This window comes from Massilia cellulosiltytica, assembly GCF_047325105.1.
Lineage (GTDB): Bacteria > Pseudomonadota > Gammaproteobacteria > Burkholderiales > Burkholderiaceae_D > Telluria > Telluria orientalis.
The window spans coordinates 2,272,759-2,297,245 of the sequence record NZ_CP168562.1 but is presented as its reverse complement, the minus strand read 5'-3'; the positions used below and the strand labels follow the sequence as shown (position 1 = coordinate 2,297,245).

The following is a 24,487-nucleotide window of genomic DNA, read 5'->3' as shown; positions in this document are numbered from 1 at the left end:
CCTCGTCATGCCAGGCCTCCGTTGACGGAAATGACCTGGCGCGTGACGTAGCCGGCGTCGTCGGACAGCAGGTAGCTGACGGCCGCCGCGACTTCTTCCGGCCGGCCCACGCGGCGCGCGGGGATCAGCTTCAGCGCTTCGTCCAGCGGCACCTCGCCGATCATGTCGGTCTCGATCAGGCCCGGCGCCACGCAGTTGACGGTGATGGCGCGCTTGGCCAGTTCCAGCGCGAGCGCCTTGGTGGCGCCGATGATGCCGGCCTTGGCGGCGCTGTAGTTGACCTGGCCGCGGTTGCCGATGAGGCCAGACACGGACGCCATCGTCACGATGCGGCCCGGCTTGCGGCGCTGGACCATCGGCATCACGACCGGGTTCAGGACGTTGAAGAAGCCGTCGAGGTTCGTGCCCAGCACCTGGTCCCATTCCTCGCCGGTCATGGCGGGAAAGGCCGTGTCGCGCGCGACGCCGGCGTTGCAGACGACGCCGTAGTAGCAGCCGTGCGCCTCGATGTCGGCCAGCAGCGCGGCGGCCGTGGCGTCGCGCTCGGCGATGTCGAACTGCAGCACGCGCGCGCTGCCGCCGGCCGCCTCGATGTCGGCCGCCACCGCGTCGGCCTCGGCGCGGCGGCTGCGGCAATGCACCACCACGCGGTAGCCGTCGCGCGCCAGGCGCAGCGCGATCGCCTTGCCGATGCCGCGCGACGAGCCGGTCACCAGCACACTTTTATCGATACTACTCATTCGGAACTCCGTTGCAAAAACTCTTCTACATTGTCAGGCTGGAAGACGGTAATCGTGGCGCTCGCCCATTCGGCGCCGCCGGCACACTCGACGATGCGGCAGTCGTAGGCGCCCAGGCCGTTCTCGCCCTGCAGCACGCGCTGCACGTGCACGTGCAGCACGCTTCCGGCCGGGAATGCCGGAACGGTGCACGCATAACGCCGGGTGCCGAGCAAAAAGCCCACGCGCACCGCCGCGCCGCGCAGGCGCGCGCCGTAGCCGGCATGCGCGGCCACGGCCTGCGCCATGTACTCGACGCCGACCCAGGCCCCCACGGCACCGCCGTCCAGGAACAGCGTGCCGGCGCCAATCGCCACCTCGGCGCACAGGGTCTCGTCATCGGCCGCGAGCAGCCGGCCGAGCAGCGACATGGTCCCGCTGTGCGGCACCAGCGTGCGGATGTCGGGCAGGCTCAATCCGTCCTCCCGAACACGAGGGTCGCGTTGGAACCGCCGAACGCGAACGAATTGCTGAGTGCCCAGCGCAGCGGGCGGCCCAGGCGCGTGCCCGGACGCACCACGTTCAGTGCGGGCAGCGCCGGGTCCTGCGCACCGTCCCACAGGTGCGGCGGCAGCTTGCCTGCCGGGTTATCGTCCTGCATCGCCAGCCAGCAGAACGCCGCTTCGACGGCGCCCGCCGCGCCCAGCGTGTGGCCCGTGAATGGTTTCGTCGAACTGACGGCGACGTCGGGCCCAAACAGGTCGGCGACGGCGTGCGACTCCATCGCATCGTTCTGGACGGTCGCCGTGCCATGCAGGTTGATGTAGTCGACATCGGACGGTTCGATGCCCGCGCGCCGCAGCGCCTCGCGCATCGCCAGGCGCGCGCCGCCGCCGGCCGGATCCGGCGCCGACATGTGGTACCCGTCGGACGATTCGCCCCAGCCGCACAGCGCCACGGCGGCCGGTTCGCGCGACATGAGGAACAGCGCCGCGCCCTCCCCCAGATTGATGCCGTTGCGGGCGGCGGAGAGCGGATTGCAGCGCGCGGCGCTGACGGATTCGAGCGAGGAAAAGCCGGCGACCGTGAAGCCGCATAGCGTGTCGACGCCGCCCGTGACCACCGCGTCGCACAAGCCCATACGGATCAGGCGCGCCGCGCTGGCCAGCGCCTTGGCGCTCGACGAGCACGCGCTCGAATGAACGTAGGCCGGTCCGCCGATCGCGAGTTCGCGCGCCAGCAGCGCGGCCGGCGCTCCCATTTCCTGCTGGCCGTAGTGAAAGCCGTCCGGCAGCGCGCCCGTGTGCAGCCGCGCGGCCAGCGCGGCCTCGGTGGCCGCCACGCCCGACGTGCTGGTGCCGACGACGACGCCGACGCGGTGCGCGCCGTAGCGGGCAATGGCCGCGTCGACGGCGGGCCGGATCTGCGCCAGCGCGGCCAGCGCCAGCTGGTTGTTCCGGCTGCGCAGCACGAGCGGCAGATGATCCACGGCGGGCAGCGCGGCGTCCACGCGGCCCAGCGGCAGCGGGCGGCCGGGCGAGCAGGCGTCGGAGACGGCGAGGCCGCCCTCCGCATCGTCGAGCAGACGCCGCGCGATCGTATCACGCTCGCCGCCCAGTGCGCACAACAGCGCGCAATCGTTCATGTACAGCATAGTGACCTCATTCCGAAGCCGACTCGATGGTCAGCCGGTAGTGGTAGCGCACGTTGTCGAGCACGGCCCTGCCCTGCCAGCGCGGCATGCCGCCATATGTGATCGTCGCGATCACCTCGCCGTCGCGGCGCAAGGTGCGAGTGAGCCCCTGCTCCTCGATGTGCCAGCCAGGAGGCAGCGCCTGCGCGATCGCCTCGGCGGGCCACAGCGTCAGTTGCAGGTCTTCCAGCACGTCGGCCGCGCGCACCTGCGCCGGCAGCATCGCGTGGCGCCATTCCTTCAGGGCGGTGCCGTCGTAATCGAGGCTCAGCACGCGCTGGCCGAACGCGAGCCCGACGAGGCCCACGTGTGCGGCATCCACTTCGAGCGCGACGTCGAGATCGTTCGTGCCGCCGGGCCGTTCGACGGTCAGGTGCTGCTGCACGCTGATGGCGGTGCCCAGCGCGGCGGGCGGCAGGCGCAGGCCGAGGCGTGCAGGCGTTTCCGGCGTGCGGGTGCAGCCGGCCAGCAGCAGCGCGACAACCAGGCCCGCGGTGAATTCACGCAGTGACGGTCGCTTCATGGCGCTCCTTTGCGGTGACGGTGAAACACGGGGCGGCGAGCCAGACGAGCGCCGTCCCGACGAGCATGGTGAGCCCGAACGCGCGCAGCGCCGGCGTGCCGGACAGCGCCAGGAGGCCGAACGACAGCAGCGTGCTCGCGGCGGACAGGCCGACTGCGAGCCATGGCGCATCGTCGCCCTGCTGCCGGTCTTCCTGCATGAAGATGCCGTAGTCGACGCCCACGCCCAGCAGCAGCATCAGCGCCAGCACGTGGAACAGTTGCAGGTGCTGGCCGCTGATGCCGAGGATGGCCAGGGTGAGCACGCTGGCGGCGGCCGTCGGCGCCAGCACGCGCCACGTGCGGCCCCGGTAGCGCGGCAGCAGCGCCAGGAACACGAGCGCGTACGCCCCGAGCACGACGGCACCCATGACCGCGCGATAGCGTCCCAGCACGGCCGAGATGCCGCCGACCTTGTCGACCCATTGCACGCCTTCGAGGCCGTCGGCCGCGCGGCTCAGCGCGGGAATCGACGCGTAGCGCATGCCGCGCAGTGCGACGATGCTCGCATGGACGCCATCCACCTTGCCCAGCCACAGGTGGCGCCACGGTTCGCTGACCGGCGTGCGCAGGAACGCCTCCGCAGACAAGGGCTGCGCGCGGTCGCGCAGGTGCGCGCGCGTGGCCGCGACCCAGTCGCGGTCCTCGCCGAGCGTCTGCGCCAGCGCGGCCAGCGGGCCATCCGGCGCGAGCACGGTCGCATCCAGCAGCGCGAGGCGGTCGGCCTGCGTGTGCGCCGAGGGCACCCAGTTCGACAGCGCCTGGTACCCGCTCAGGTCACCCCGCGCGACAAGCGGGTCGAGGCGGCGCTTGAGCGCTTCCTCGCGCTGTAACACCTGTTCGTCCGATGCGCCGCGCACGAGGTAGTACTGGACGGGCGTGGGCGCGTCCAGCAGGCGGCCCAGCTTGATCTGGTCGCGCACGAGGTGCTGCGGCGACGATTGCAGCGAGCGAATGTCGTCGTCCGTGCCCAGGCGCGCGCAGCCCACGGCCGCGCCGACGGCCAGCAGCGCGAGCACGGCCAGGACCGGCGGCCGCGTCGACACCCGCGGCCAGTGCGCGATGAGGCCCCGGTAGCGGCGCGCGAGCCAGCCGCGCCGCAGCGTGCCGGCCTGGATCAGTTGCGGGAACCAGCACACGACGGTGAGCCACGCGAACATGAGGCCGAGCGCGGAAAAGACGGCCATATGGCGCAGACCCGGGAACGGCGTCAAAGCGAGCCCCATGTAGCCGATCACGGCGGCCAGCAGGGTGAGGCCGAGACCGGGCAGCAAACGGCCCAGCAGGCGCACCGAGTCTTCCTGCGGCGCCGCGCCGAGGCGGTGACACAGGAAGTACAGGCCATAGTCCTGGGCGACGCCGATCAGGCTCGCGCCGAACACCAGCGTGAGCAGGTGGATGCGGCCGAACAGGAGCCAGCACACGGATAGCGCGCCGAGGAAGCCGATGCCGATGGTCAGGACGATGAGACCGATCGGCCGCACGGAGCGGAACGTCAGCCACGTCAGCACCACGATGCCCACCAGCGAACCGACGCCGATCGTCTCGACCTCGCTGCTCGCCTGGTTGCCCGCGGCCGCCGCATGCAGCACGACGCCGGCCTCGATCACCTCGGCCGCCGGCACGGCGTGGCGCGCGGCGGCCGCCGCCGCATCCAGCAGCGGCACCGCGCGCCGCTGCGCCGACAGTGCGAACGCGGACGGCGCCAGCGTGTACGTCAGCAGCACGTATTCGCGCCCTTCCCCGCCCACATACAAATGGCCGTCGCGCGGACGCACGGGCGTCTCGCCGGCGCGCTCCTGCATCCAGTTGGCGAACAGGCCGAACGGATCGTCGCGGAAACTCCCCAGCTTCGGGCCACCGAATGCGCCGTACGCGCGGGTCAGCGCGTTCTCCGTCCAGTACGAAGCGGGCTGCGCGCGCAGCGCGCGTTCGTCCGCCGCGCCGACCAGCAGCGTTGCGTGCGGCGTGAAACCGTCCAGCCACGCGGCCTGCGCGTTGGCGCCGGCATCCTCTTTCAGCAGGTCGGCGTGCGGTCGCAGCACGGCCTGGAACGCCGCGGCGGCACGCACGGCGTCGTTCCACTGCGCGGCACCGACCAGCACGACGACGCGCTGCTGGGCGCTGTCGACCATGTGCGTGAACGAGCGCTGCAGCACCGGATCGCGCTCGCCGGCCGGCAGCAGCGCGAGAATGTCGGTGTCCGGCGCGATGCGCTTGCCCAGCCACAGCCAGGCATTGTGCCCGGCCAGCAGGCACACGACGAGGGCCCAGGCGAGCGCCAGGCGGCGGTGCGTGATCAAAGCTGGGCCGCCTCTTCGGGCAGGAAGGCGCCGGGGCCGGTCCTGATGTCGGAGAACACGATGTCGGTGCGGTCGCCGCTGTCTTCCACCATGTGGATGTTGCGCACGTAGGCGCCGCCTTCCAGCGAGATCGCACCGATCGCCCGCGCCAGCGCCGGGTTGCGGGCCTTCAGCGCCACCTTCCACGCGCCGTCGCCCGCCGTGCCGTCGACCTCGAACAGCGTGTCGAGCTGACCGAGGTCGCCGGACAGCAGCGAGAACAGCACGCCGTTGATCATGCGGACGGTCGGCTCGCGGCTGGCCTCCATGCGCATCGCCACGCGGTCGCCCTGCAGTTGCACGATCTCGTCGCGCGACAGGCGCAGCGTGTTGGCGAAAGGCTTCAGCGTGCGCCACAGGACGCCCTTGCCGGCGACGACGCAGAAGCGCCCGCTCGACGCCAGCGGCTTCTTCATGCCGGCCAGCCGCTTGCTCTGCTCGAAGCGGCCGCACAGCTGCTCCGGCTTGGCCAGCATGGCCTGGATCTTCGCGACGGGCGCGGCGGCGTGCGCGGGCGTGCCCAGCATCGCTGCCAGCAGCAGGCCGGCGGCGGACAAATATTTCATGGTGCTTGCACTCCCAGCTTCTGGAACAGGATGGGCGGCGAGACGAAACACATCTCGCCGGTTGCGATGTCGACGGCTACCTGCGTCGTCGATGCGCGGTTCAGGCGCCGGCCGCTGGCGGCGTCGCTGACCAGGTAGTCGATGCGCAGGCGGCTTTCCCACTCGACGATCTCGGCGCGCACCAGCAGGTGCTGGCCGAACGTGGCGGGCGCCGCGTAGCGCAGGTTCATGTCGATGACGGGCCACATATAGCCGGACGCCTTCATCTCGGCATAGTTGTAGCCGATGCTGTCGAGCAGCGCGCAGCGCGCCACCTCGAGGTATTTCACGTAGTTGCCGTGCCAGACCACTTCCATCGGATCGAGGTCGTAAAACTGCACCTGGATCGCGGCTTCGGCGCTCCAGCGCGACGGGATCTTCGCCTTACGCATACAGGCTCCAGGCCTGGTCGCGGATGCGGCCCAGCAGCAGGTGCAGTTCCGGGTCGAGGCGGCGGTCCTCGGTGACGGGGACGATGTCCTGGCCCAGCAGGTCGACCATGCGCGCCAGCGGCGCCGGCAGGGTCTTCGCGGGGTCAACGCGCCGGCGCAGCCACACGCCCTGGCGCACCGTGATCAGCAGGGCGGCGGCGACCTGCTCCGTCAGATCGAGCACGCGCAGGCAGTCGCGCGCGGCGATGGTGCCCATGCTGACCTTGTCCTGGTTGTGGCATTCGGTCGAGCGCGAGAACACGGACGCCGGCATCGTCAGCTTGAGCGCTTCCGCCGTCCACGCCGAGGCGCTGATCTGCAGCGCCTTCAGGCCGTGGTTGATCGGCGCCCGCTCGCCCTGCATGCCGGACAGGTTCGCCGGCAGCCCCGCGTTGTAGCGCGCGTCGACGAGCAGCGCCATCTGGCGGTCCAGCAGGTCGGCCAGGTTGGCGACGGCGTTCTTCATGCCGTCCATGGCGAAGGCGATGTGGCCGCCGTAGAAGTGGCCGCCGTGCAGCACGCGTTCGCCCTCGGCGTCGATGATGGGGTTGTCATTGGCGCTGTTGAGTTCATTCTCGATGGCGGTGCGGAAGAACGGCAGCGCATCGGCCAGCACGCCGATCACGTGCGGCGCGCAGCGGATCGAATAGCGGTCCTGCAGGCGCTTGCCGTTGCGTTCCAGCTGGCCGGCATACTCCAGGTCCTGGCGCAGCCACGCCGCGACGTCCTGCATGCCGGCGTGCGGTTTCACGGCGAACAGCGTTTCGTCGAAATGGTGGTCGTTGCCGTCGAGCGCGAACGATGCCAGCGCCGTGATGCGCGTGACGAGGCGCGTCAGGTACGCGGCGCGGTCCCACGCGATGCAGGCCAGGCCCGTCATGACGGCGGTGCCGTTCATGATCGCCAGTCCCTCCTTCGGGCGCAGGCGCAGCGGTGCTATGCCCGCGTCGCGCAGCGCCTGCGCCGCGGGAACGATCTCCCCGTCGCGCAGCACCTCGCGTTCACCGCACAGCACGGCCGCGAGATACGACAGCGGCGTCAGGTCGCCGCTTGCGCCGACCGACCCTTCGCTCGGGATCACGGGCACGAGGCCGGCGTCGAACAGCCGCACGATCTGGACGAGCAGCTCGACGCTGACGCCGGAATAGCCTTTGGACAGCGACGCGAGGCGCGCGCCCATCACGGCGCGGGCCTGTGCTTCCGTCAGGGGAGCGCCGAGGCCGCAGCCGTGGTAGGTGTACAGGTGGTGCGGCAGCTCGGGCACGAGCGCGAGCGGCACCTCGACGGTGCAGGAATCGCCGTAGCCGGTGGTGACGCCGTACACGACGCCATCCTCGCGCAGCAGGCGGTCGAGGAAGTCGGCGCCGCGCGCGATGGCGGCGCGGAACGCCGGGTCGTCCGACAGCGCCGGGCGGGCGGTGCCGCGCGCGATGGCGACGATGTCCTCCAGCGTCAGGCGCGAGCGGTCGAAGCGCACGGTGCGCCGGGGCGTGTTGATGTCACTGAGCAGCATCGGGGGAATCCGTTTCGGGTAAATGCCAAAAATCGTAGAAGTTGAACCACTCGAGGGGCGCGCGGCGCGCGTGGTGCTCGAGGCGGGCCGCATAGACGGTGGCCAGTTCCGCCAGCGCCTGCGCGCGCGCGCCGCGCGGCAGCACGACCCTGTCGCGCAGCGGCTCGAAGTGCACGTCGTAGCCGCCGCCGGCGCGGGTGGCGAACATCGCGACGAGCGGGCAGCCCAGCACCGCGGCCATCACGTACGGGCCGACCGGGAACGCGGCCGTGCGGCCGAGGAAAGGCGCCAGCGCCACGCGCGGGTTCGGCGACACCGGCACGCGGTCGCCTGCGATGACGACGAATTCGCCGCGCCCGATGCGCTCGGACAGCTGCATCGCCATCGCGGCGTCCATGTCGGTCACCTGCATCAGGTTCAGGCGGCTCCTAGGATCGAGCTGCGCCAGCACGTCGTTGAACGCCTGCGCGTGCTTCGTGTGCACGAGCACCGTCACGCGCAGGCCGGGCGTGCGCAGCGACAGCGCGCGGCACAGGTCGAGATTGCCCAGGTGCGCGCACACGAGCAGCGCGCCCCGGCCCCGGCCCGACGCCTCGATCAGCGGCTCGGCGCCGTGCAGGTGCACGCGGTCGAAGTCGAACGCGCCGCCCCACAGCAGCATCTTGTCGAGGATCGCTTCGGCGAACGCGCCGAAATGGCGCAGCACGCCCGTCACGCCGGCGGGCCGGCCCACGCGCGCCAGGTAGGCGGACGACGCCCGCCGTGCGCGCGGCTGGGTGGCCACGTACCACAGCAGCACCGGGTACAGCACGACGCGAAACGGCCAGCGGCCGAATGTGCGGCAGACCCAGAACAGCAGGCGCATGCCGGCCACGCAGGTCGCCTCGTTGATGGCGGCCCAGTGACGCGCGTCGCCGGCGGACGCGTCTACCCGCGCCATGCCCGCACCAGCAGCGAGGGTATGCGCGGCAGCATGCCGAAGAACAGCGTCATGTGCAGACGGCTGATCAGGACGTTGTCGGTCCAGGCCTTGAAATGCGACACGCCGTCTTCCGGATAGCCCACCCGCGTGGGCAGGTTGACGATGGCGAGGCCGTCCCAGTACAGGCGCACGAGGATCTCGATGTCGAAGTTCATGCGCAGGCCGAGCCGGCGGCGGCGCGCCAGCGCGAGCACCGGCGCGACCGGATAGACGCGAAAGCCGCACATCGAATCGCGGATCGCCAGCGACAGCGTGTTGATCCACACCCAGACGTGCGTCAGGTAGCGCGCGTACAGGCGCAGCGCCGGCACCGATTCGTCGTACAGCGGACAGCCGGCGATGACGGCGTGCGGATCCTGGCGTGCGGCGGCAAGGAAGCGGGGCACGTCGGCCACGCAGTGCTGGCCGTCCGCGTCGACCTGCAGCACGTGCGTGTACCCGTCCTGCGCGGCGCGTTCGAAACCCGTCAGCACCGCGCCGCCCTTGCCCCGGTTGACGGCGTGGCGTTCCAGCACGACGCGGTCCGGGTGGGCGGTGGCAAGGCCGTCGAGCACCGCGGCGCACGCGGCCGAGCAGCCGTCGTCGACGAGGATCACGGGCAGGCCGTGCGCGAGCACCTGCGCGACCACGCCTTGAATCGCGTGTTCGTGGTTGTAGACGGGGATGACGACGCAGGGTCGGAGCATCAGCCGTTCTCCGCCCGCACGAAGCGCAGCAGCGAGTGGCAATAGCCGATGCCGTCGCGCGCCGTCTGCAACTCCAGGCCGGCCGCGCGCGCGAGGCGGATGTAGTCGCCGCTCTCGTACACCTTGCTGTTGCCGCTGGCGAGATTGTTGAAGTACGGCGACGTGTTAATGAGGCAGTAGGACGCAATGTCATAGCGCTGGCGGTCCCAGAACGTGTCCATCACGAGCACCTGGCCACGCGGCGCCAGCGCCGCCGCGACGCGGCGGAAGATGCCGGCGATCGCGTCTTCGGAAAAACAGCTGAGGAATTGGCTCATCCAGACGACGTCCATCCCGGCCGGCAGCGCCGCCCCGTCGTCCAGCATGTCGGTCGGATGCAGCACGGCGCGATCGCGCAGGCCGGCCGCGGCGAGGTTGACGCCGAGGACCGCGAGCTGGCCCGGCAGGTCGACGGCATGCAGCTCGACGTGCGCGTCGAATTGCAGCGCGGCCCGCGCGAACTTGCCCGTGTTGGCGCCGATGTCCATCAGCTTGCGCGGTGCCGTCGCGAACACGTCGGGCAGGATCGCGGGGAACGACACGTCCGAATAATGATGGTCGAACGCAAACCAGCTCGTGCGCGCCGGTTCCGGCAGCTGCGCCAGACCCTCGTACACCGTGGACCAGTCGCCGAACACCTTCAGGCCGAGGGGCCGCTCGGCGTCGAGCGTGCGTTCGAGGTCGAACAGCGCCTGGTAGCAGACGTCGTGGTTGAAGTCGATATTGACCTGGGTGATCGGGTCGGTGAGGACGACGAAGCCGGCCTTGTCGAGCACCCAGCGACCTTCCTCCAGGTAGACGACGCCGGCGGACAGGCAGGTCTCCAGCACGACCTTCAGCACGTACTCGCTCCAGCCGCCCTCGGCCTGGAGCTCGGCGGTGGAACGGCCCGCGTCGCCCGCGTCGGCCACCGCCTGCAGGATGCCGCGCTTCCAGGCGTAGCGCACGCACTGGAACACGACGGGACCGAAGGCGATCTTCTGGGCGTCGAAACGGGCGTCGAATGCGCTCTGGCGCGCGGGCGAGAATTTTTTGTTCAGCATGGTTGGTCGGGCCCGAACAGGATGCGTCCGCTGGCGTGGGCGCCGGCCTCGGAAAAGTAACGGAATGCGAGGCTGCCCCTGGCGGCGTCGCGCGACAGTTCGAGCCGCACCGGCTGCTCCGGACGGATCATCTGCTGGAATTTCAGGGCTTGCATGCCGGCGTAGCTGCCGGCGCGGCCCAGGTAAGCCGTGCCGTAGCGGATGGCCCAGTCGACCTGCACGACGCCCGGCAGGACGGGCGCCACGCCGAAATGGCCGTCGAAGTACAACAGGTCGGACGGTACGTTCAGTTCGAGCAGCACGCGCGCCTCGTCCCGCTCCAGCACGCGCACGGCCGGCTCGCGCGGGCGCACGGGCGGCGCCAACAGCGCGAGGAGTTGCGCCGCCGTCGTCTTGCCGCGCGCGTCGACGGGCAGCGCGTCCAGGTAGCGCCAGCGGCGCGGCAGCGCGACGGCCTCGAGGCCGGATGCCAGCTGCGCGCGCAGGCGGGCATTCAGCGCCGTCTTGCCGCCCTCTTCCTGCACGACGCGGCCGGCGTCGGACGGCACCACGAAGGCGGCCAGCACCTGGCGTCCGTGGCCGTCGTCCGGACACGCGAGCACCCGCGCCTCGCGCGCCAGGCCGCCGGCCAGCAGGGCCGCCTCGATGGCGTCGAGCGAAATCCGCTTTTCCTCGATCTTGACGATCCGGTCGGCGCGGCCGCGCAGCACGAAGCGGCCGCCTTCCAGGTCGTCGACGCGGTCGGCGAGTACCAACCAGGCATCGCCGCCGGCCTGCTCGGAACGTACGGCAAGCAGGCCGTCCGCGCTGCGCTTCCAGGCGACGCCCGGCAGCGGCGTCCAGCCGTCGGCGGCGGTCGCGGTGCGCCGGCGCCACGCGATGCCGCCCGTCTCGGAACTGCCGTAGACTTCGATGGGCGTCTGCCCGAGCAGCGCGCCGGCGTGATGGGCCGCCGCCGCGTCCAGCATGCCGCCGGACGAGAACACCGCGCGCAGGTTGGCCGCCGCACCGCACCAGTCGAGGTGGTCCGGCAGCCGCTTCAAATGGGCCGGGCTGGCCAGCAGCACTGCTGGCCGCGCGGCCAGCGCCGGCGCCAGCGTTTCCGGATATTCGTGGCGCGCCGCATGCACCGGGCGGCCGGCGGCGAGCGGCCACAGTACCCGGAACAGCAGGCCGTAGATGTGCTGGTGCGAGACCGTGGACACGACGGCCGCGTCGCCAAGCGCCGCACCGAATTGCGTCTCCAACGCCTCGAGTTCGCTCGTCAGCTGGGAGAACCGCTTCGGGATCGGCACCGGCGTGCCCGTTGTCCCGGACGTGAACACGACAAGCGCGGGAAAGTCCGGCGCAGGCGCGCGCCATTCTGCGTCAGCTGCATCGGATGGTGACTGCGGCGCGCAGTCCGCCGGGAAGTCGCCCCAGAACGCAGCGACGTTGCCGGCCAGCGCCGCGCAGGTAGCCGGCAGAACGTCGGCGGGGAGCCAGACCGTCTTCCCGACGAGCCAGGCGCCGACGAGGGCGGCCGCGAATTCCAGGCTGTCCTCGTGGTACAGCGCGATGGGTCCGGGACCGGTGCGCCGGCCCAGCGCTGCCCAGGCGCGGACGCGGGCCAGCAGCTCGCCATGGCGCACGTGTTCGCCGGCACGCCAGCCGGCCGGCGCATCCGGGGAACGCGCGGCGAGACGGGCGAACAGGTCACGCATGGTGCAGCCGCCGGAAACGCATGCGCAACAGGTATTCGCCGCCGAACATCAGGCCCATCAGCACGTACGAGACGACGCCCGTGTACACGGACCACACGGCCTCCGGCGCGAACAGCGCCGTGATCAGCGCGACGGTGCCGTTCGCGGCGAAGAACACGCACCACGCCTGCGTCACGCGGCGCGTGTAACCGACCGCCGCCGCCGGCAGGTCGGGCTCGCGCAGTCGCGCGAAGCGTTCGACCATCGACGGGCCGTGCACGAGGCTCCAGCCGAAGGCGGCCAGGAACGCCCCGTTGACGAGCACGGGATACAGCTTCAGGGGCAGCACGGCATTGGCGCCGATCGCGAGCACGGCCAGTCCCAGCGCGGCCGCCGCCGACCAGCGCGCGGCGGCGCTCAGCCTGAGCGCCGGCAGGCGCGTCGCGGCCGCCAGCAACAGCAAGCCAGCCAGCCAGCGCGGCTCGACTGTGCCGTGGCCGAACCAGATCGCCAGCGGATAGACGAGCGTCAGCGCGCCCGCCAGGACGTTCCACGCCATCGGGTCAGGCGACTTGCGCTGCGGATTGCGGTTCCGGCTCGGCCTGTGCCAGACCGACCAGCGCGTCGACGACGTCGCCGATCGTGCGGATGGTCTTGAACACTTCCGGCTGCAGGCGCTTGCCGGTCATCTGCTTGAGCTTCACGGCCAGGTCGACGGCATCGATGCTGTCGATATCTAGGTCGGCGTACAGGTTCGACGCCGGGGTCAGTTCGGCGCGATCGAGTTCGAACATCTCGGCCAGCAGGTCCGCGACCCACGTGAACAATTCGTCGCGGCTCATTTCGTTCAGGGCTACCATGGCCTGCTCCTATTTCTTGCGGTGGGTTTCGATCATCGCCGCGAGCGCGCGCACCGATGCAAAATGACGCCGGGTTTCCTGCGCTTCGGGCGGCAGCGTGATGCCGTAGCGCTTCTGCAGCGCCACGCCGATTTCCAGGGCATCGATCGAGTCGAGCCCCAGTCCTTCGACGAACAGCGGCGCCTCGCTGTCGATGTCGGCGGGTTCGATGTCCTCGAGCTGGAGGACGTCGACGATCAGTTCCTTCACTTCCTGTTCAAGCATGTTGCTGGCCTTCTTCCATAAAATAGCGTTGCAGGTAATCCGTCAGGCGCCGCGCGGCCACGACGTCGGACACGCCGGGCGCGAGGAAGCGTTCGGTGCCGATATCGTCCATGACGTCGATGCGAAAACTGGCCCGGCGCGGCGGCACATGCCACCATTTGTCGCCCTTGCCCAGCGTGGGCGGTTCGCACGAAATGCGCACCGGCGTCACCGGCCGCGCACCGCGCACGGCGATGTTGGCGGCGCCCCGCTTGAGCGCGGACGGCTCGCCGCGCGAGGTGCGTGTCCCCTCGGGAAAGATGATCAGGTTGCCGCCCGCGCGCAGCGAGGCGATGCAGTCCTCGATCAGCTCCGGGCCGCGGTCGTTGCAGATGTAACCGGCCGCGCGCACCGGTCCCCGCGTGAACGGATTGCGCACCAGGCCGCCCTTGACGATGCAATCGGCGTTGCGCACGAAGGCAATCAGGAAGACCGTGTCGATCAGCGTGGGGTGGTTGGCCAGGATCAGCTGGCCTTCGCGGTCGAGCTTGTGGATCCCGTGCACGTCGTAGCGCAGCACGCCGAGGCCGCGCATGATGCCTACGAAGGCACGAAAACTCAGGCGCACGGTGGCGCGCGCCGCGCGCACGCGCGCCGTCGTATCGGTCACGCAGACCGCCAGCAACGGGAACACGAGCACCCGCAGCAGCAGGCCGCCCAGGCCGAACAGCGTGAAACTCAGGCCGGTCGCGAGCACACGCCAGCCGAAACCGATCCTGTCAAGCATCGCGGCACCAGGTCCAGCGGCGGTCGGCGGCATGACGCACGAGTTCCGGGGTGTGCGCGAGCTGGAAGCGCAACACGTCCAGCGCACCGGGTCGGCGCGGCGCGGCGGCGCTCGCCTGATCCGCGCGCCACGACAGTCGCACGGGTTGCGCGCCGGCGGGCACCATCGCCCAGGCGAATGCATACGGCTGCTCGTCGCAATCCTCGAAGCCGGCCAGCACGTCCGGCAGCGGCGCATCGCAGGCCACCAGCAGTACCATGTCGGCGCCGTCGGCAAGCAGGCCGCAGGCTTCGATCACGGCATGTTCGAGCGTGGCGGGGCCGGCTGCCAGCGCCACGTGGTTGGCGCGGTCCGCGCGCGCGATCGAGAACAGGCCGGCGCTGGCATTGTGCACGGCCAGGCCGAACGCCGTGGGCGACAGCGGTTCGCCGCGCGCCAGGTCATCGAGCAGGCCGACGGCACGCCCCACTTCGCCGTGGCGCGAGCAGAACACGGTCGGCACGTCCGTACGCTGTCCCAGGCATTCGTAGGCGACTTCGAGCGCCATCCGGCCCAGCAGGCCGGCACGTCGGCGCAGCATCGCGGGCATGGCGGCCACCTTCGGCTCGTCGGTGCCGGCGAGCGGCCAGGGCGCGCGCGCCCACGCCTCCCACCGCTCGGGCGAGGTGACGCCGGGTGCCCATGCAGCGTGGCGCGCAATGGAAAAGACGACCTCGTTCTCAGACATAAATCACAAGCCACGGAAAGCGCCGCAATCGTGCGACATGGACAAATAGTAATTATTATAATCCCAATATTTTCCTGCTGGAATAATTTCATGCCGGAATTGCACCATTTCGCAACACGCGGCCTGCTCGGGACAACGCCCACGGTCGCGGGCGAAGGGGGAGGATATTGCCACGTAAACACGGGCAAAAGATTCACGCAATGTCACACGGGAAGCGATGCCCTCCCGCGTGGGGGAAATTACTCTGCGGGCAGCATCTCCCGCACCCGCGCCGGCAACGGCACGGACTTCTCTGCCGCGAAGTCGATCCAGACGACCTTGCCGCCGCCCTCCGCGGCCACGACGTCGGCATTGCCGTCCGCATCGACCATGCGGATCTCGTGCGTGACCTCGAAACTGGACCGGCCCGCCGGACCGGCGAACGTGCGGATCTCGATCTCGCCCGGATACTTCAGCTGCCTGATGAAGTTGCAGTAAGCCGTGACGATCACCGGGCCTTCGCCCTTGATCTCGAGGTCGCCCGCCGCCTGTTCGAGGAAGGCGATGCGCCCGCTCTCCATGTACCGGAAATACACCGTGTTGTTCACGTGGCCGAATGCATCCATGTCGCCCCAGCGGATGGCCTGGCGCATGGTGTGAACCTGTTTCTTGTTGCTCATCGTTGCTCTACGTCGTTGCCAAAAGCCGGCATGATACGGCCTCAGGTGCCGGAAAGGCAGCCCTCGCCGTAGAGGATGGACTCGACGATCCGGCAAAAATTCCCCGGATCTTCCAGCATCATCATGTGCCCCGTCTTCGGCTGCACGCACACGCGGCGCGCCTGCGACAGCACCCAGTCGGGCACGTCCCACCCCGCGCTGGACTGCTCGCCGCCGACAAGGTACAGGGGCGTCGCGCGCGCCAGCACGCGGCCGACGCAGCCCAGGTAGTCCGGCGCGCCGGTCGTGTCGAGCACGGACTGCGCCATCGCTTGCACGGTCGTGTACGGCTGATTCGCGAGGATGTCGCGGGCCCATGCGACGCGCTCGTCGCTCGCCTCGATGCCGCTCTTTTCCAGCCACGCGGCCGGCGCCGCTTCCATCGCGCCGTATTCCGCGGCCCACTCGGCGTCGGGCAAGGCAGCGATGCGGCCCGTCCAGAACGCGTCCTTCAAGGTGAAATTACCCTCGACATTGATGACGCCGCGCACGAGCTCCGGCACGAGGTCGGCCAGCAGCATCGCGGCGATGCCGCCCACGCTGTGGCCCAGCACCCAGGCGGGGCCGCCGATCTCGTCGTGCAGGAAGCGGGCCAGCATGGCGGCCTGGTCGGCCAGGGTGATGTGGGCGTCTTCGCTGCGGCGCTGGCCGTAGCCGATCAGGTCGGGCGTGAAGAGGTCGACGCCCGGCAGGTAGCGCCGCGGCTCGAAGTAATCCAGCGAGCCCAACAGGCCGTGGACCAGCAGGAGCCGCGGCCGGGACGCCCTCATTGCGCCGTCATGCCATCGTCGGCCGTGATGATGGCGCCGTTGATGAAATGGGCTTCCTCCGCGGCGAGCAGCAGCAGCAGGCCGTCGAGGTCTTCCGGCTTGCCCGTGCGGCGGCGCGGCAGCATCTCGATCAGCTTCTTGCCCTGCTCCGTGTCGAAGTAATCCTCGTTCATCTCGGTGGCGATGTAGCCCGGGCAGATGGCGTTCACGTTGATGCCGTAGCGGCCCCACTCGACGGCCATCGCCTTCGTCATCTGCACGACGCCGGCCTTGCTCATGCAGTACACGCCGATCTGCGGCAGCACGCGCAGCCCCGCGACGGACGCGATGTTGACGATGCGATGCTGCTTCTTCGGATCGCCCTTCGCGCGCTGGATCATCCGCTTCGCGGTCTGCTGGGCCATGAAGAAGGCGCCGCGCAAATTCGTGTCCATGACGTAGCCGTAGTCTTCCTCGCTCACGTCGAGCAGGCGCTGTGTCGTCGACACGCCCGAGTTGTTGACGAGGATGTCGATCGGACCCGCTTCCGTCTCGGCATGGGCGATCGCGGCCTTGATGCTCGCGAGGTCCGTCACGTCCAGCGCCACGACGTGGGCGGCGCCGCCGTCCGCTTCGATCTCGGCACGCAATTCCTTCAGGCGTTCGATGCGGCGCGATGCGAGCACGACCTGGGCCCCGGCACCGGCCAGCGCCTTGGCGAACCGCGCACCCAACCCGCTGGATGCACCCGTGACCATCGCGATCTTTCCTTCGAAATTGACTTCAATCCCCACGTTACGCCCCCTATGCCCGAACTAAATTCTGTTGCGAAGTCATAATGATTACACACTTCACCTATTTCGCACCGATTAGATTGCCGCGTCTAATAGTTGCCCTACAATGGCGCTCGACGTTGCCAACGAGCGCAAAAAAGTGCACACTCGTGCTTAAATTTTTATAACTCACATAAGACATGACTCAGACCAACACCCTCCTCGAAGAATATGGCCCGCGCGAAGCAATGGAATACGACGTGGTCATCGTCGGCGGCGGCCCCGCAGGCCTGTCGGCCGCGATCCGCCTGAAGCAATTGGCGGCCGAAAAGGGCCAGGACGTGTCGGTCTGCGTGCTGGAAAAAGGCGGCGAGCTGGGCGCGCACATCCTGTCGGGCGCCGTGATGGACCCGCGCGCGCTGGACGAACTGTTCCCGAACTGGAAGGAACTTGGCGCACCGCTGAACACGCCCGTGACGGAGGACCGCATGCTGTTCCTCTCCGAAACGAAGGCTTACCAGACGCCGTCGTTCATGATGCCGAAGATGCTGACGAATCACGGCAACTACGTGATCTCGCTGGCCAACGTCGTGCGCTGGCTGGGCCAGCAGGCGGAAGCGCTGGGCGTGGAGATCTTCCCCGGCTTCCCGGCGGCCGAGATCCTGTACAACGACGACGGCTCGGTGAAGGGCGTCGCGACGGGCAATATGGGTGTCAACCGCCACGGCCAGCCGACCGACGCATTCCAGCTGGGCATGGAACTGCACGCGAAATACACGCTGTTCGCCGAGGGGTCGCGCGGCCACCTCGGCAAGCAGCTGATGGCGAAATACGACCTGAACAAGGGCAAGGATCCGCAGACCTACGGCATCGGCATCAAGGAACTGTGGGAAATCGATCCGGCCAAGCACCAGCCGGGCCTCGTGGTCCACACGGCCGGCTGGCCGCTGGACAACGACACCTATGGCGGCTCCTTCCTGTACCACCTGGAAAACAACCAGGTCGCCGTCGGCTTCATCGTCGGCTTGTCGTACCAGAACCCGTATCTGTCGCCGTACGAGGAATTCCAGCGTTATAAAACGCACCCGGCGATCCGCCACTTCTTCGAAGGCGGCAAGCGCATCTCGTATGGCGCGCGCGCGATCACGGCGGGCGGCCTGCAGTCGCTGCCGAAGACCGTGTTCCCGGGCGGCGCGCTGATCGGCTGCGACGCGGGCTTCCTCAACACGAGCCGCATCAAGGGCAGCCACGCCGCCATCAAGACGGGCATGCTCGCCGCCGACGCCGCCTACGCCGCACTGGGCGCGGGCCGCCAGCACGACGAGCTGCTGAGCTATCCGGTCGCGTTCGAACAATCGTGGCTGCACGAGGAACTGCACGTCGCGCGCAACTTCAAGCCGTGGATGAGCAAGGGCCTCGTCGTCGGCACGATCATGACCGGCATCGACCAGATCCTGTTCAAGGGCAAGGCGCCGTGGACGCTGCACCACAACCATGCGGACCACGAATGCCTGCGCCCGGCGTCCGACTTCAAGCCCATCGCCTATCCGAAGCCGGACGGCAAGCTGACGTTCGACCGCCTGTCGTCCGTGTTCATCTCGAACACGAACCACGCGGAAGACCAGCCCGTGCACCTCACGCTGAAGAACCCGAACGTGCCGGTCGAGATCAACCTGGCCAAGTTCGCGGGTCCGGAACAGCGCTACTGCCCGGCCGGCGTGTACGAATTCGTGAAGACGGACGAAGGCAAGGATCGCCTGCAGATCAACGCGCAGAACTGCGTGCACTGCAAGACCTGCGACATCAAGGATCCGACGCAGAACATCGTGTGGGTCACGCCGGAAGGCGGCGGCGGGCCGAACTACCCGAACATGTAACGAACAAACGGCGCTGCGGCGCCGTTGCTACTTGTGGGCGCGGTTGAAATGCCGCTCCGCGCGCCGCTGCACGGCTTCGAAAAACAGACTCAGCAGCCAGTACACGACGGCCGCCGCCACGTACAGCGGCAACGGCCGGAACGTCACCGAGATCAGTTCCTTCGTCACGAGCATCAATTCGGTCACGGTAATGACCGAGACGAGGGCCGTGTCCTTGATCAGGCTGATCAATGTATTGCTCATCGCGGGCACGGCCGTGCGCAGCGCCTGCGGCAGGATCACCAGGCCCAGCGTCTGCGGATACGTGAGGCCGAGGCTGAAGCCCGCATTCCACTGTCCCTTGACGATGCCGAGGATGGCCCCGCGCAGGCTCTCGGACAGGTACGCGCCCGCGTTCAGCGACAGCGCCAGGATGCCCGCCGTGACGGGCGTGAATTCGATACCGATGCCGGGCAGGCCGTAATAGATCACGAATAACTGGACGAGCAGCGGCGTGCCGCGAAACACGCTCACGTACAGCGCGGCCGGCCAGCGCAGCGGCGCCCACGGCGCCAGGCGCAGGATCGCGGCGGGAAAGCCGAGCACGAGTCCGCCGATCATCGCCGCCACGGCGAACGCGAGCGTATAACCCGCCCCTTTCGCCATCACGGGTGCGGCCTCGCGCAGCAGGTCGAACAGTTCGGTCACGGTGCGCGGGTCGCGTCGACGCCGAACCACTTGAGCGACGCCTGCCTCAGGCTGCCGTCGGCACGCGCGTCATCGAGGGCCTTGTCGACGGCCGCATGGAATGTCGGATTGCCCTTGCGGAATGCGATGCCCATGCGCTCGACGTCGCCCACGCGCGCGCCGGCGCGGATGGGCAATTGCGAACTCTTGAGCAGGTAGGCCACCATCAGGCTGTCGTTGAGGGCCGCGTCGATGCGGCCGAACGCGAGGTCCTGCAGGTTTTCCGGCGCGGCCGGGTAACTCTTGACCTCGATACCGGGCATCGCGCGCGCCTGCTGCTCGAACACGCTGCCCTGCCCCACGCCGACCTTGCGGCCCTTCAGGTCGGCAAGACTGCGATACGTCGTGGTCTCGTTGCGGCGCACGATCAGTTGCGGCGCCGAATACGTGTAAGGCCGGGAAAAATCGAATGCCTGCTGGCGCCGCGGCGTGATGCCGACCTGGCTGACGATCACGTCGTACTTGCCCGCACCCAGGCCCGCGAGGATGGCGGCCCACTCCGTCGTCACGAATTCCGGATTCACGCCCAGCCTGGCGCAGACGAGTTTCGCGACGTCGACGTCGTAGCCGGCCAGTTGGCCCGTCTTCCGATCCTTGAAATTGAACGGAGGATAGGTACCTTCCAGTGCGATGCGCAAGGTGCCGCGCGTCTTGACGGTGTCGAGCAAGTCAGCCGCGCGTGCCGGCAGCGCGGCGGCTGCGAGAACCATGGACAACAGCAGCGCGCGCCGCGTGGCAATCGGGAATCGAGTAGGCATCGGCTCAGCTCATCGTACGGGACAGAGCTGATTTAACACCGAATCTTGACTACGCGCAAAGGAAATATTGTCGTAAATATATGTTAAAACTGTCGCCGGCCATGCCTGCCGAAGTTGTGCCCCGTGACGATCAGCGAGCTCTCGACCAGCGTCGACAGGCCCAGCAGCAATTGCACGAGTTTGTCGTCCGGCAGCACCCAGATCGACCCGGCCGGCTGCTCCGCGCCCGTCGCGGCCATGATGAGGGGGGCGATCCAGCCGGCGTCCGGCTCGACGTCGAGGATGACGGCATCCGCCGCCGTGTGCATGTAGACGTCGCCGCCGGGCGCGAGGCGGAAGCGCACGCCGACGCCCGTCTCCTGCGGCTTGACGAGCTCCTGCATCGTGCGGTTGTGGTCCTCGATCCACAGTTCGACGTCCTGCGGGGTTTCCAGCGACGTCCACGGGACGGGGCGGAAACGGGGGCGTTCGCTATCGTTGTTCTCGTTATTCTCGTTATTCTGGTTGGTGTCAGGCGTCATGGCGGCAATCGATCAGGCTGAGGACGGCGCGTATGCTACGGCATTTCGCGGAGCGTCACCAGCTTTACTGCGACGGCATCGCCCTCGATGATCAGCTCGGCGGCCGCGATCGGCAGGCTGAACCGGCGCCGCCCGGCGCTGCCCGGGTTTACGTACAGCACGCCATCGCGCTCGGCGCATGCGGGCTTGTGCGAGTGGCCCGACACGACGACGCGCACGCCAGCCGCACGCGGGTCGATGTCGAGTTCCTTCAGGTCGTGGATCGCGTACAGCGCCACCGTCCCGAAGTCGATGCGGGCCGTCGCCGGAATCGCGCGCGCCCACGGCGCCGTGTCGTTGTTGCCGCGGACTACCGTCAGTGGCGCAATGGCCGCCAGGCGCACAAGGATCTCCGGGTTGCCGATGTCGCCACCGTGGACGATGTGGTCGGACCCGGCGAGAAAATCGAGCGCCTCGGGCCGCAGCAGGCCGTGCGTGTCGGAAATCAGGCCGACCCGCATCGGTTCAGTGGGGATGGTGGCGGCTCATCTTGATCGCCGTGTAGATCGAATACAGGGCCGCGAGGCCGACGACGACATACACGACGCGGCTGGCCGGGCTGCCCGGACCGAACAGCGTGGCGACGACGTCGACGTCGAACAGGCCCACCATCGCCCAGTTCAGGCCGCCGATGATCAGGAGCGCCATCGCGGCGTAGTCGATCCCGGACATCGCGGTCGTGCCTTCGCGCACGGCAGCGCGTCGTTCGGGCAGATGCCGACGTTCCATTGTCGGTGCGTTCATGGTTGCCATCATGTCCTCCTTGGGGAAAGGTTGGTACAACCACGATAGCAAAAACGCGCGAACGCGTGCGCCGCCTATCCGTTCGGGAATCCGGCGGCTCAGCCTTTCCAGGTACGGTTGAGGCCCGTGTCCGTGTGGATCCAGCCGCCTTTCGGGCCGGAGCGGTAGTAGAAGCCGACGCCGCCCTTGCGGAAGCTCTTCACGAGCCCGCCCAGCACTTCCTCGGTGAGGCCGGCGATGCGTACGTCCGCCGCCTTGCCCGACATGTGCAGCGACTGGCGCGCGGCCGGCACGCCCTGTTCGATCAGGCGGTTGTTGGACGCGGGGGTGCGGTAGCCGGACAGGATCTCCAGCGGCCGTTCGAGGCCGTAGCGCGCAACGAACGCCTGCGACGCCCACAGCGTTTCGATCAGCTTCGGGTCGATGGCGATCGACGCCTTGCCGTTCACGTCGCGCAGCAGATGGCACAGTTCCTGGTAGGCAGAGTCGATCACCTCGCCGTCCTTCCAGTACAGGACATTGGCGCGTTCGCCGCTTTGCGGACGGATCACGGACAACGTGCGCGGCTTGACCCAGAAGTCGATGTCGACGACCTGGGCATCGAACAGATCGGGAGGCGGCTCCAGGTCCGTGCCGGGGGCCTCGGTCTGTGAACGGGCTGCCTGCGCATCGACCAGCGGGACGGCGACGAGCCCCAGCGCGGTCAGGCGCAAGCCGTGGTGAAGAAAATCTCTACGGGAAGCCATAACGAACTCATCATTGAAACCCGACTACTATAGCGCAAGCGCCAGCAGGAAAAAAGATGAGTTCACGTTGCGTAATGTTACACAACGATCAAGGCGGGCCCTTGCTCATTGGCTGCAATTGCAAAATCTCTTGCGCGCCGGCACAGTTTCGGCGTCCAGATGCTTCCACAGGAAGTCACATTCGAGGCCGAAGCAGGCCTTGTCCTTGCCCGCGTTGACATAGCCCTCGCGCTCGAAAAAGCCGCTGGCCGACTCCGGGCTCTGCATGTGCACCTTGCTGATGTTCCACGCGCGCGCCTGCGTTTCCAGCGCCCGCAGCAGCGCGCGCCCTACGCCCTGGCGCAACAGGTCCGGGCGGACATAACAGAGGGGCACCTTGCCGGCCTGGTTCAGGAGTGCGAAGCCAACCACGTCCCCATCACGCTCCGCCACGACGGCGAAGTTGCTGGGCGACGACAACCAGCCCAGCACGTTCTGGGTCGTCTTGTTGCCGAGCCAGGCTTGCAGGACGTCGGGACGGCCGCCGTGGTCGGGCACGCAGCCCTCTTCGATCGAACGGCGCAGCAGGCGGCATGCGGCCGGCGCGTCATTCGGTGTTGCGTGGCGAATTTCGATACCCATTGTTTTCAGCATCAACCCGGAAAAAACGATGTTTCGGCGAAGGCCGGACTATACCCCAAACGGGACATGGCTGCTTTGTGGCGGCCCGTAGCGTATGCATGCCACATACGCCGTCTAAGCATATGATAAAAATGTTCTTTTGTTTTGCTATTTTTTAACGGATCATCGACCGTCCCTAGAGAGTCTTTACAAGGAAAAACAATATGGCGATCCCATCCGTTTCCTCGCTGCGCCGCGCGCTGCTGGCGCTGGCGCTCGGCAGTGCCGTGGTGCCGTTTGCCGCACAGGCCTCCGACGTGGAACTGCTGAACGTGTCCTACGACGTGGCACGCGAGCTGTACAAGGACATCAACCCGGCCTTCGTCGCCGAATGGAAAAAGTCGACGGGCGACACCGTCACGATCAAGCAATCGCATGGCGGCTCCAGCAAGCAGGCCCGCGCCGTCGCCGACGGCCTCGAAGCGTCCGTCGTGACGATGAACCAGGCCAACGACATCGACATGCTGGCCGACCGCGGCCTCGTCGCGAAGGACTGGGCCAAGAAGTTTCCGGACAATGCGGCGCCCTATTACTCGACCATGGTGTTCCTGGTCCGCAAGGGCAATCCGAAAGGCATCAAGGACTGGGCCGACCTCGCCAAGCCGGGCGTGAAAGTCGTCATCCCGAATCCGAAAACCGCCGGCAACGGCCGCTACACCTACCTGGCGGCCTGGGGCTCGGTGATCAAGAAAGGCGGCAATGAAGCGCAGGCGCGCGACCTCGTCGGCAAGATCTTCAAGAACGTGCCCGTGCTGGACGCCGGCGGCCGCGCCGCCACCACCACCTTCACGCAGCGCCAGATCGGCGACGCCCTCGTCACCTTCGAGAACGAAGTGAACCTCGTGCGCGCCGAGTTCGGCAACGACTTCGAAGTCGTGTACCCGTCCATCTCCGTGCTGGCCGAGTCGCCAGTGGCCGTCGTGGACAAGGTCGTCGACCGCAAGGGCATCCGCAAGCAGGCCACGGGCTACCTCAACTTCCTGTACTCGGAAACGGGCCAGACGATCGGCGCCAAGCACTATATGCGCGTGCGCAACGAAAAAGTCATGAAGCAGTTCGCCGCGAACTACAAGCCGATCAAGCTGTTCACGGTGGATGATGTATTCGGTGGATGGCGTGCCGCGCAGAAACGTCACTTCGACGATGGTGGAGAATTCGATAAGATTTACACGTCGAAATAAGACATTTCACAAAAATCTGTTCAAAAAGAAGGCCCTGCGGAAACGCGGGGCCTTTTTTCTTGTAGAATCTTGCCGTTGGACTCGATATTTCACTGAATGACA

General features: G+C 68.1%; 29 protein-coding genes. 2 read left to right on the top strand and 27 right to left on the bottom strand.

The annotated features are described in order from the left end of the window. Positions 1–5: 5 nt before the first annotated feature. The 20 genes from fabG to ACEN9H_RS10185 form a co-directional block, all read right to left on the bottom strand. Positions 6–740, bottom strand: a complete 735-nt coding sequence (gene fabG / locus ACEN9H_RS10280; protein ID WP_413674684.1) for a 3-oxoacyl-ACP reductase FabG — start codon at positions 738–740, stop codon at positions 6–8. Then, positions 737–1,195 (bottom strand): 3-hydroxylacyl-ACP dehydratase, encoded by a 459-nt coding sequence (locus ACEN9H_RS10275; protein WP_413674683.1) that lies wholly within the window; start codon positions 1,193–1,195, stop codon positions 737–739. Before ACEN9H_RS10275 ends, fabG begins: the two co-directional genes overlap by 4 nt. Next, positions 1,192–2,373: a beta-ketoacyl-ACP synthase gene (locus ACEN9H_RS10270; protein ID WP_413674682.1), complete on the bottom strand. Its 1,182-nt coding sequence runs from the start codon at positions 2,371–2,373 to the stop codon at positions 1,192–1,194. The genes ACEN9H_RS10275 and ACEN9H_RS10270 overlap by 4 nt, the downstream gene beginning before the upstream one ends. Positions 2,374–2,380: 7 nt before the next feature. Then, positions 2,381–2,935 (bottom strand): DUF3261 domain-containing protein, encoded by a 555-nt coding sequence (locus tag ACEN9H_RS10265; protein WP_413674681.1) that lies wholly within the window; start codon positions 2,933–2,935, stop codon positions 2,381–2,383. Beyond that, entirely contained in the window at positions 2,913–5,276 is a 2,364-nt protein-coding gene (locus ACEN9H_RS10260; RefSeq protein ID WP_413674680.1) for an MMPL family transporter, read from the bottom strand. Before ACEN9H_RS10260 ends, ACEN9H_RS10265 begins: the two co-directional genes overlap by 23 nt. Beyond that, positions 5,273–5,881 carry an outer membrane lipoprotein carrier protein LolA gene (locus tag ACEN9H_RS10255; RefSeq protein ID WP_413674679.1) on the bottom strand — a complete coding sequence of 203 codons (609 nt, stop codon included), beginning with the start codon at positions 5,879–5,881 and terminating at the stop codon, positions 5,273–5,275. Before ACEN9H_RS10255 ends, ACEN9H_RS10260 begins: the two co-directional genes overlap by 4 nt. Next, on the bottom strand, positions 5,878–6,312 hold the full coding sequence (locus tag ACEN9H_RS10250) for an acyl-CoA thioesterase (RefSeq protein ID WP_413674678.1): 435 nt from the start codon (positions 6,310–6,312) through the stop codon (positions 5,878–5,880). Before ACEN9H_RS10250 ends, ACEN9H_RS10255 begins: the two co-directional genes overlap by 4 nt. Beyond that, positions 6,305–7,864 carry an HAL/PAL/TAL family ammonia-lyase gene (locus tag ACEN9H_RS10245; RefSeq protein ID WP_413674677.1) on the bottom strand — a complete coding sequence of 520 codons (1,560 nt, stop codon included), beginning with the start codon at positions 7,862–7,864 and terminating at the stop codon, positions 6,305–6,307. Before ACEN9H_RS10245 ends, ACEN9H_RS10250 begins: the two co-directional genes overlap by 8 nt. Then, positions 7,851–8,804 carry an acyltransferase gene (locus tag ACEN9H_RS10240; protein ID WP_413674676.1) on the bottom strand — a complete coding sequence of 318 codons (954 nt, stop codon included), beginning with the start codon at positions 8,802–8,804 and terminating at the stop codon, positions 7,851–7,853. Before ACEN9H_RS10240 ends, ACEN9H_RS10245 begins: the two co-directional genes overlap by 14 nt. Continuing rightward, positions 8,792–9,532 (bottom strand): glycosyltransferase family 2 protein, encoded by a 741-nt coding sequence (locus ACEN9H_RS10235; RefSeq protein WP_413674675.1) that lies wholly within the window; start codon positions 9,530–9,532, stop codon positions 8,792–8,794. The genes ACEN9H_RS10240 and ACEN9H_RS10235 overlap by 13 nt, the downstream gene beginning before the upstream one ends. Further along, entirely contained in the window at positions 9,532–10,614 is a 1,083-nt protein-coding gene (locus ACEN9H_RS10230) for an SAM-dependent methyltransferase (RefSeq protein ID WP_413674674.1), read from the bottom strand. Before ACEN9H_RS10230 ends, ACEN9H_RS10235 begins: the two co-directional genes overlap by 1 nt. Beyond that, a complete protein-coding gene (locus tag ACEN9H_RS10225; RefSeq protein ID WP_413674673.1) occupies positions 10,608–12,317 on the bottom strand; it encodes an AMP-binding protein in 1,710 nt (569 codons plus the stop codon). Before ACEN9H_RS10225 ends, ACEN9H_RS10230 begins: the two co-directional genes overlap by 7 nt. After that, the gene (locus ACEN9H_RS10220) at positions 12,310–12,855 is read right to left on the bottom strand and encodes a hypothetical protein (protein WP_413674672.1); all 546 of its coding nucleotides are present in this window, start codon (positions 12,853–12,855) and stop codon (positions 12,310–12,312) included. Before ACEN9H_RS10220 ends, ACEN9H_RS10225 begins: the two co-directional genes overlap by 8 nt. 4 nt (positions 12,856–12,859) lie before the next feature. After that, positions 12,860–13,138: an acyl carrier protein gene (locus ACEN9H_RS10215; protein ID WP_413675569.1), complete on the bottom strand. Its 279-nt coding sequence runs from the start codon at positions 13,136–13,138 to the stop codon at positions 12,860–12,862. Between the two features lie 27 nt (positions 13,139–13,165). Further along, the gene (locus ACEN9H_RS10210; RefSeq protein ID WP_036228413.1) at positions 13,166–13,420 is read right to left on the bottom strand and encodes a phosphopantetheine-binding protein; all 255 of its coding nucleotides are present in this window, start codon (positions 13,418–13,420) and stop codon (positions 13,166–13,168) included. After that, positions 13,413–14,186: a lysophospholipid acyltransferase family protein gene (locus tag ACEN9H_RS10205; RefSeq protein WP_413674671.1), complete on the bottom strand. Its 774-nt coding sequence runs from the start codon at positions 14,184–14,186 to the stop codon at positions 13,413–13,415. Before ACEN9H_RS10205 ends, ACEN9H_RS10210 begins: the two co-directional genes overlap by 8 nt. Then, positions 14,179–14,913: a beta-ketoacyl synthase chain length factor gene (locus tag ACEN9H_RS10200; protein WP_413674670.1), complete on the bottom strand. Its 735-nt coding sequence runs from the start codon at positions 14,911–14,913 to the stop codon at positions 14,179–14,181. The genes ACEN9H_RS10205 and ACEN9H_RS10200 overlap by 8 nt, the downstream gene beginning before the upstream one ends. Before the next feature lie 239 nt (positions 14,914–15,152). After that, a complete protein-coding gene (locus ACEN9H_RS10195) occupies positions 15,153–15,572 on the bottom strand; it encodes an acyl-CoA thioesterase (protein ID WP_413674669.1) in 420 nt (139 codons plus the stop codon). 41 nt (positions 15,573–15,613) lie between these two features. Further along, positions 15,614–16,381, bottom strand: a complete 768-nt coding sequence (locus ACEN9H_RS10190; protein ID WP_413674668.1) for an alpha/beta fold hydrolase — start codon at positions 16,379–16,381, stop codon at positions 15,614–15,616. After that, positions 16,378–17,154: an SDR family oxidoreductase gene (locus tag ACEN9H_RS10185; RefSeq protein WP_056135408.1), complete on the bottom strand. Its 777-nt coding sequence runs from the start codon at positions 17,152–17,154 to the stop codon at positions 16,378–16,380. The genes ACEN9H_RS10190 and ACEN9H_RS10185 overlap by 4 nt, the downstream gene beginning before the upstream one ends. Positions 17,155–17,333: 179 nt before the next feature. Between ACEN9H_RS10185 and ACEN9H_RS10180 the strand changes: the two genes are divergently transcribed. Continuing rightward, entirely contained in the window at positions 17,334–19,010 is a 1,677-nt protein-coding gene (locus tag ACEN9H_RS10180) for an electron transfer flavoprotein-ubiquinone oxidoreductase (RefSeq protein WP_413674667.1), read from the top strand. Between the two features lie 27 nt (positions 19,011–19,037). On the opposite strand, the gene ACEN9H_RS10175 is transcribed toward ACEN9H_RS10180, so the two are convergent. The 7 genes from ACEN9H_RS10175 to ACEN9H_RS10145 all read right to left on the bottom strand — a co-directional run bounded on the left by ACEN9H_RS10175 (position 19,038) and on the right by ACEN9H_RS10145 (position 23,165). Beyond that, positions 19,038–19,655, bottom strand: coding sequence for an amino acid ABC transporter permease (locus ACEN9H_RS10175; RefSeq protein ID WP_413675568.1), 618 nt, complete (start codon positions 19,653–19,655; stop codon positions 19,038–19,040). A 38-nt stretch (positions 19,656–19,693) separates the two neighbouring features. After that, on the bottom strand, positions 19,694–20,494 hold the full coding sequence (locus tag ACEN9H_RS10170; RefSeq protein WP_413674666.1) for a cystine ABC transporter substrate-binding protein: 801 nt from the start codon (positions 20,492–20,494) through the stop codon (positions 19,694–19,696). An 83-nt stretch (positions 20,495–20,577) separates the two neighbouring features. After that, entirely contained in the window at positions 20,578–21,015 is a 438-nt protein-coding gene (locus tag ACEN9H_RS10165; RefSeq protein WP_413674665.1) for a hypothetical protein, read from the bottom strand. A 35-nt stretch (positions 21,016–21,050) separates the two neighbouring features. Continuing rightward, positions 21,051–21,515 carry a metallophosphoesterase family protein gene (locus ACEN9H_RS10160; protein ID WP_413674664.1) on the bottom strand — a complete coding sequence of 155 codons (465 nt, stop codon included), beginning with the start codon at positions 21,513–21,515 and terminating at the stop codon, positions 21,051–21,053. A gap of 4 nt (positions 21,516–21,519) precedes the next feature. Continuing rightward, a complete protein-coding gene (locus tag ACEN9H_RS10155) occupies positions 21,520–21,798 on the bottom strand; it encodes a DUF378 domain-containing protein (protein ID WP_229470071.1) in 279 nt (92 codons plus the stop codon). A gap of 98 nt (positions 21,799–21,896) precedes the next feature. Further along, complete coding sequence (locus ACEN9H_RS10150; protein ID WP_056135423.1) at positions 21,897–22,544, bottom strand: YcbK family protein; 648 nt, start codon at positions 22,542–22,544, stop codon at positions 21,897–21,899. 105 nt (positions 22,545–22,649) lie between these two features. Continuing rightward, positions 22,650–23,165, bottom strand: a complete 516-nt coding sequence (locus ACEN9H_RS10145) for a GNAT family N-acetyltransferase (RefSeq protein ID WP_056135426.1) — start codon at positions 23,163–23,165, stop codon at positions 22,650–22,652. Positions 23,166–23,368: 203 nt separating this feature from the next. Here ACEN9H_RS10145 and ACEN9H_RS10140 point away from each other — a divergent pair, with 203 nt between their 5' ends. Next, the gene (locus tag ACEN9H_RS10140) at positions 23,369–24,385 is read left to right on the top strand and encodes a sulfate ABC transporter substrate-binding protein (protein ID WP_413674663.1); all 1,017 of its coding nucleotides are present in this window, start codon (positions 23,369–23,371) and stop codon (positions 24,383–24,385) included. Positions 24,386–24,487: the final 102 nt, after the last annotated feature.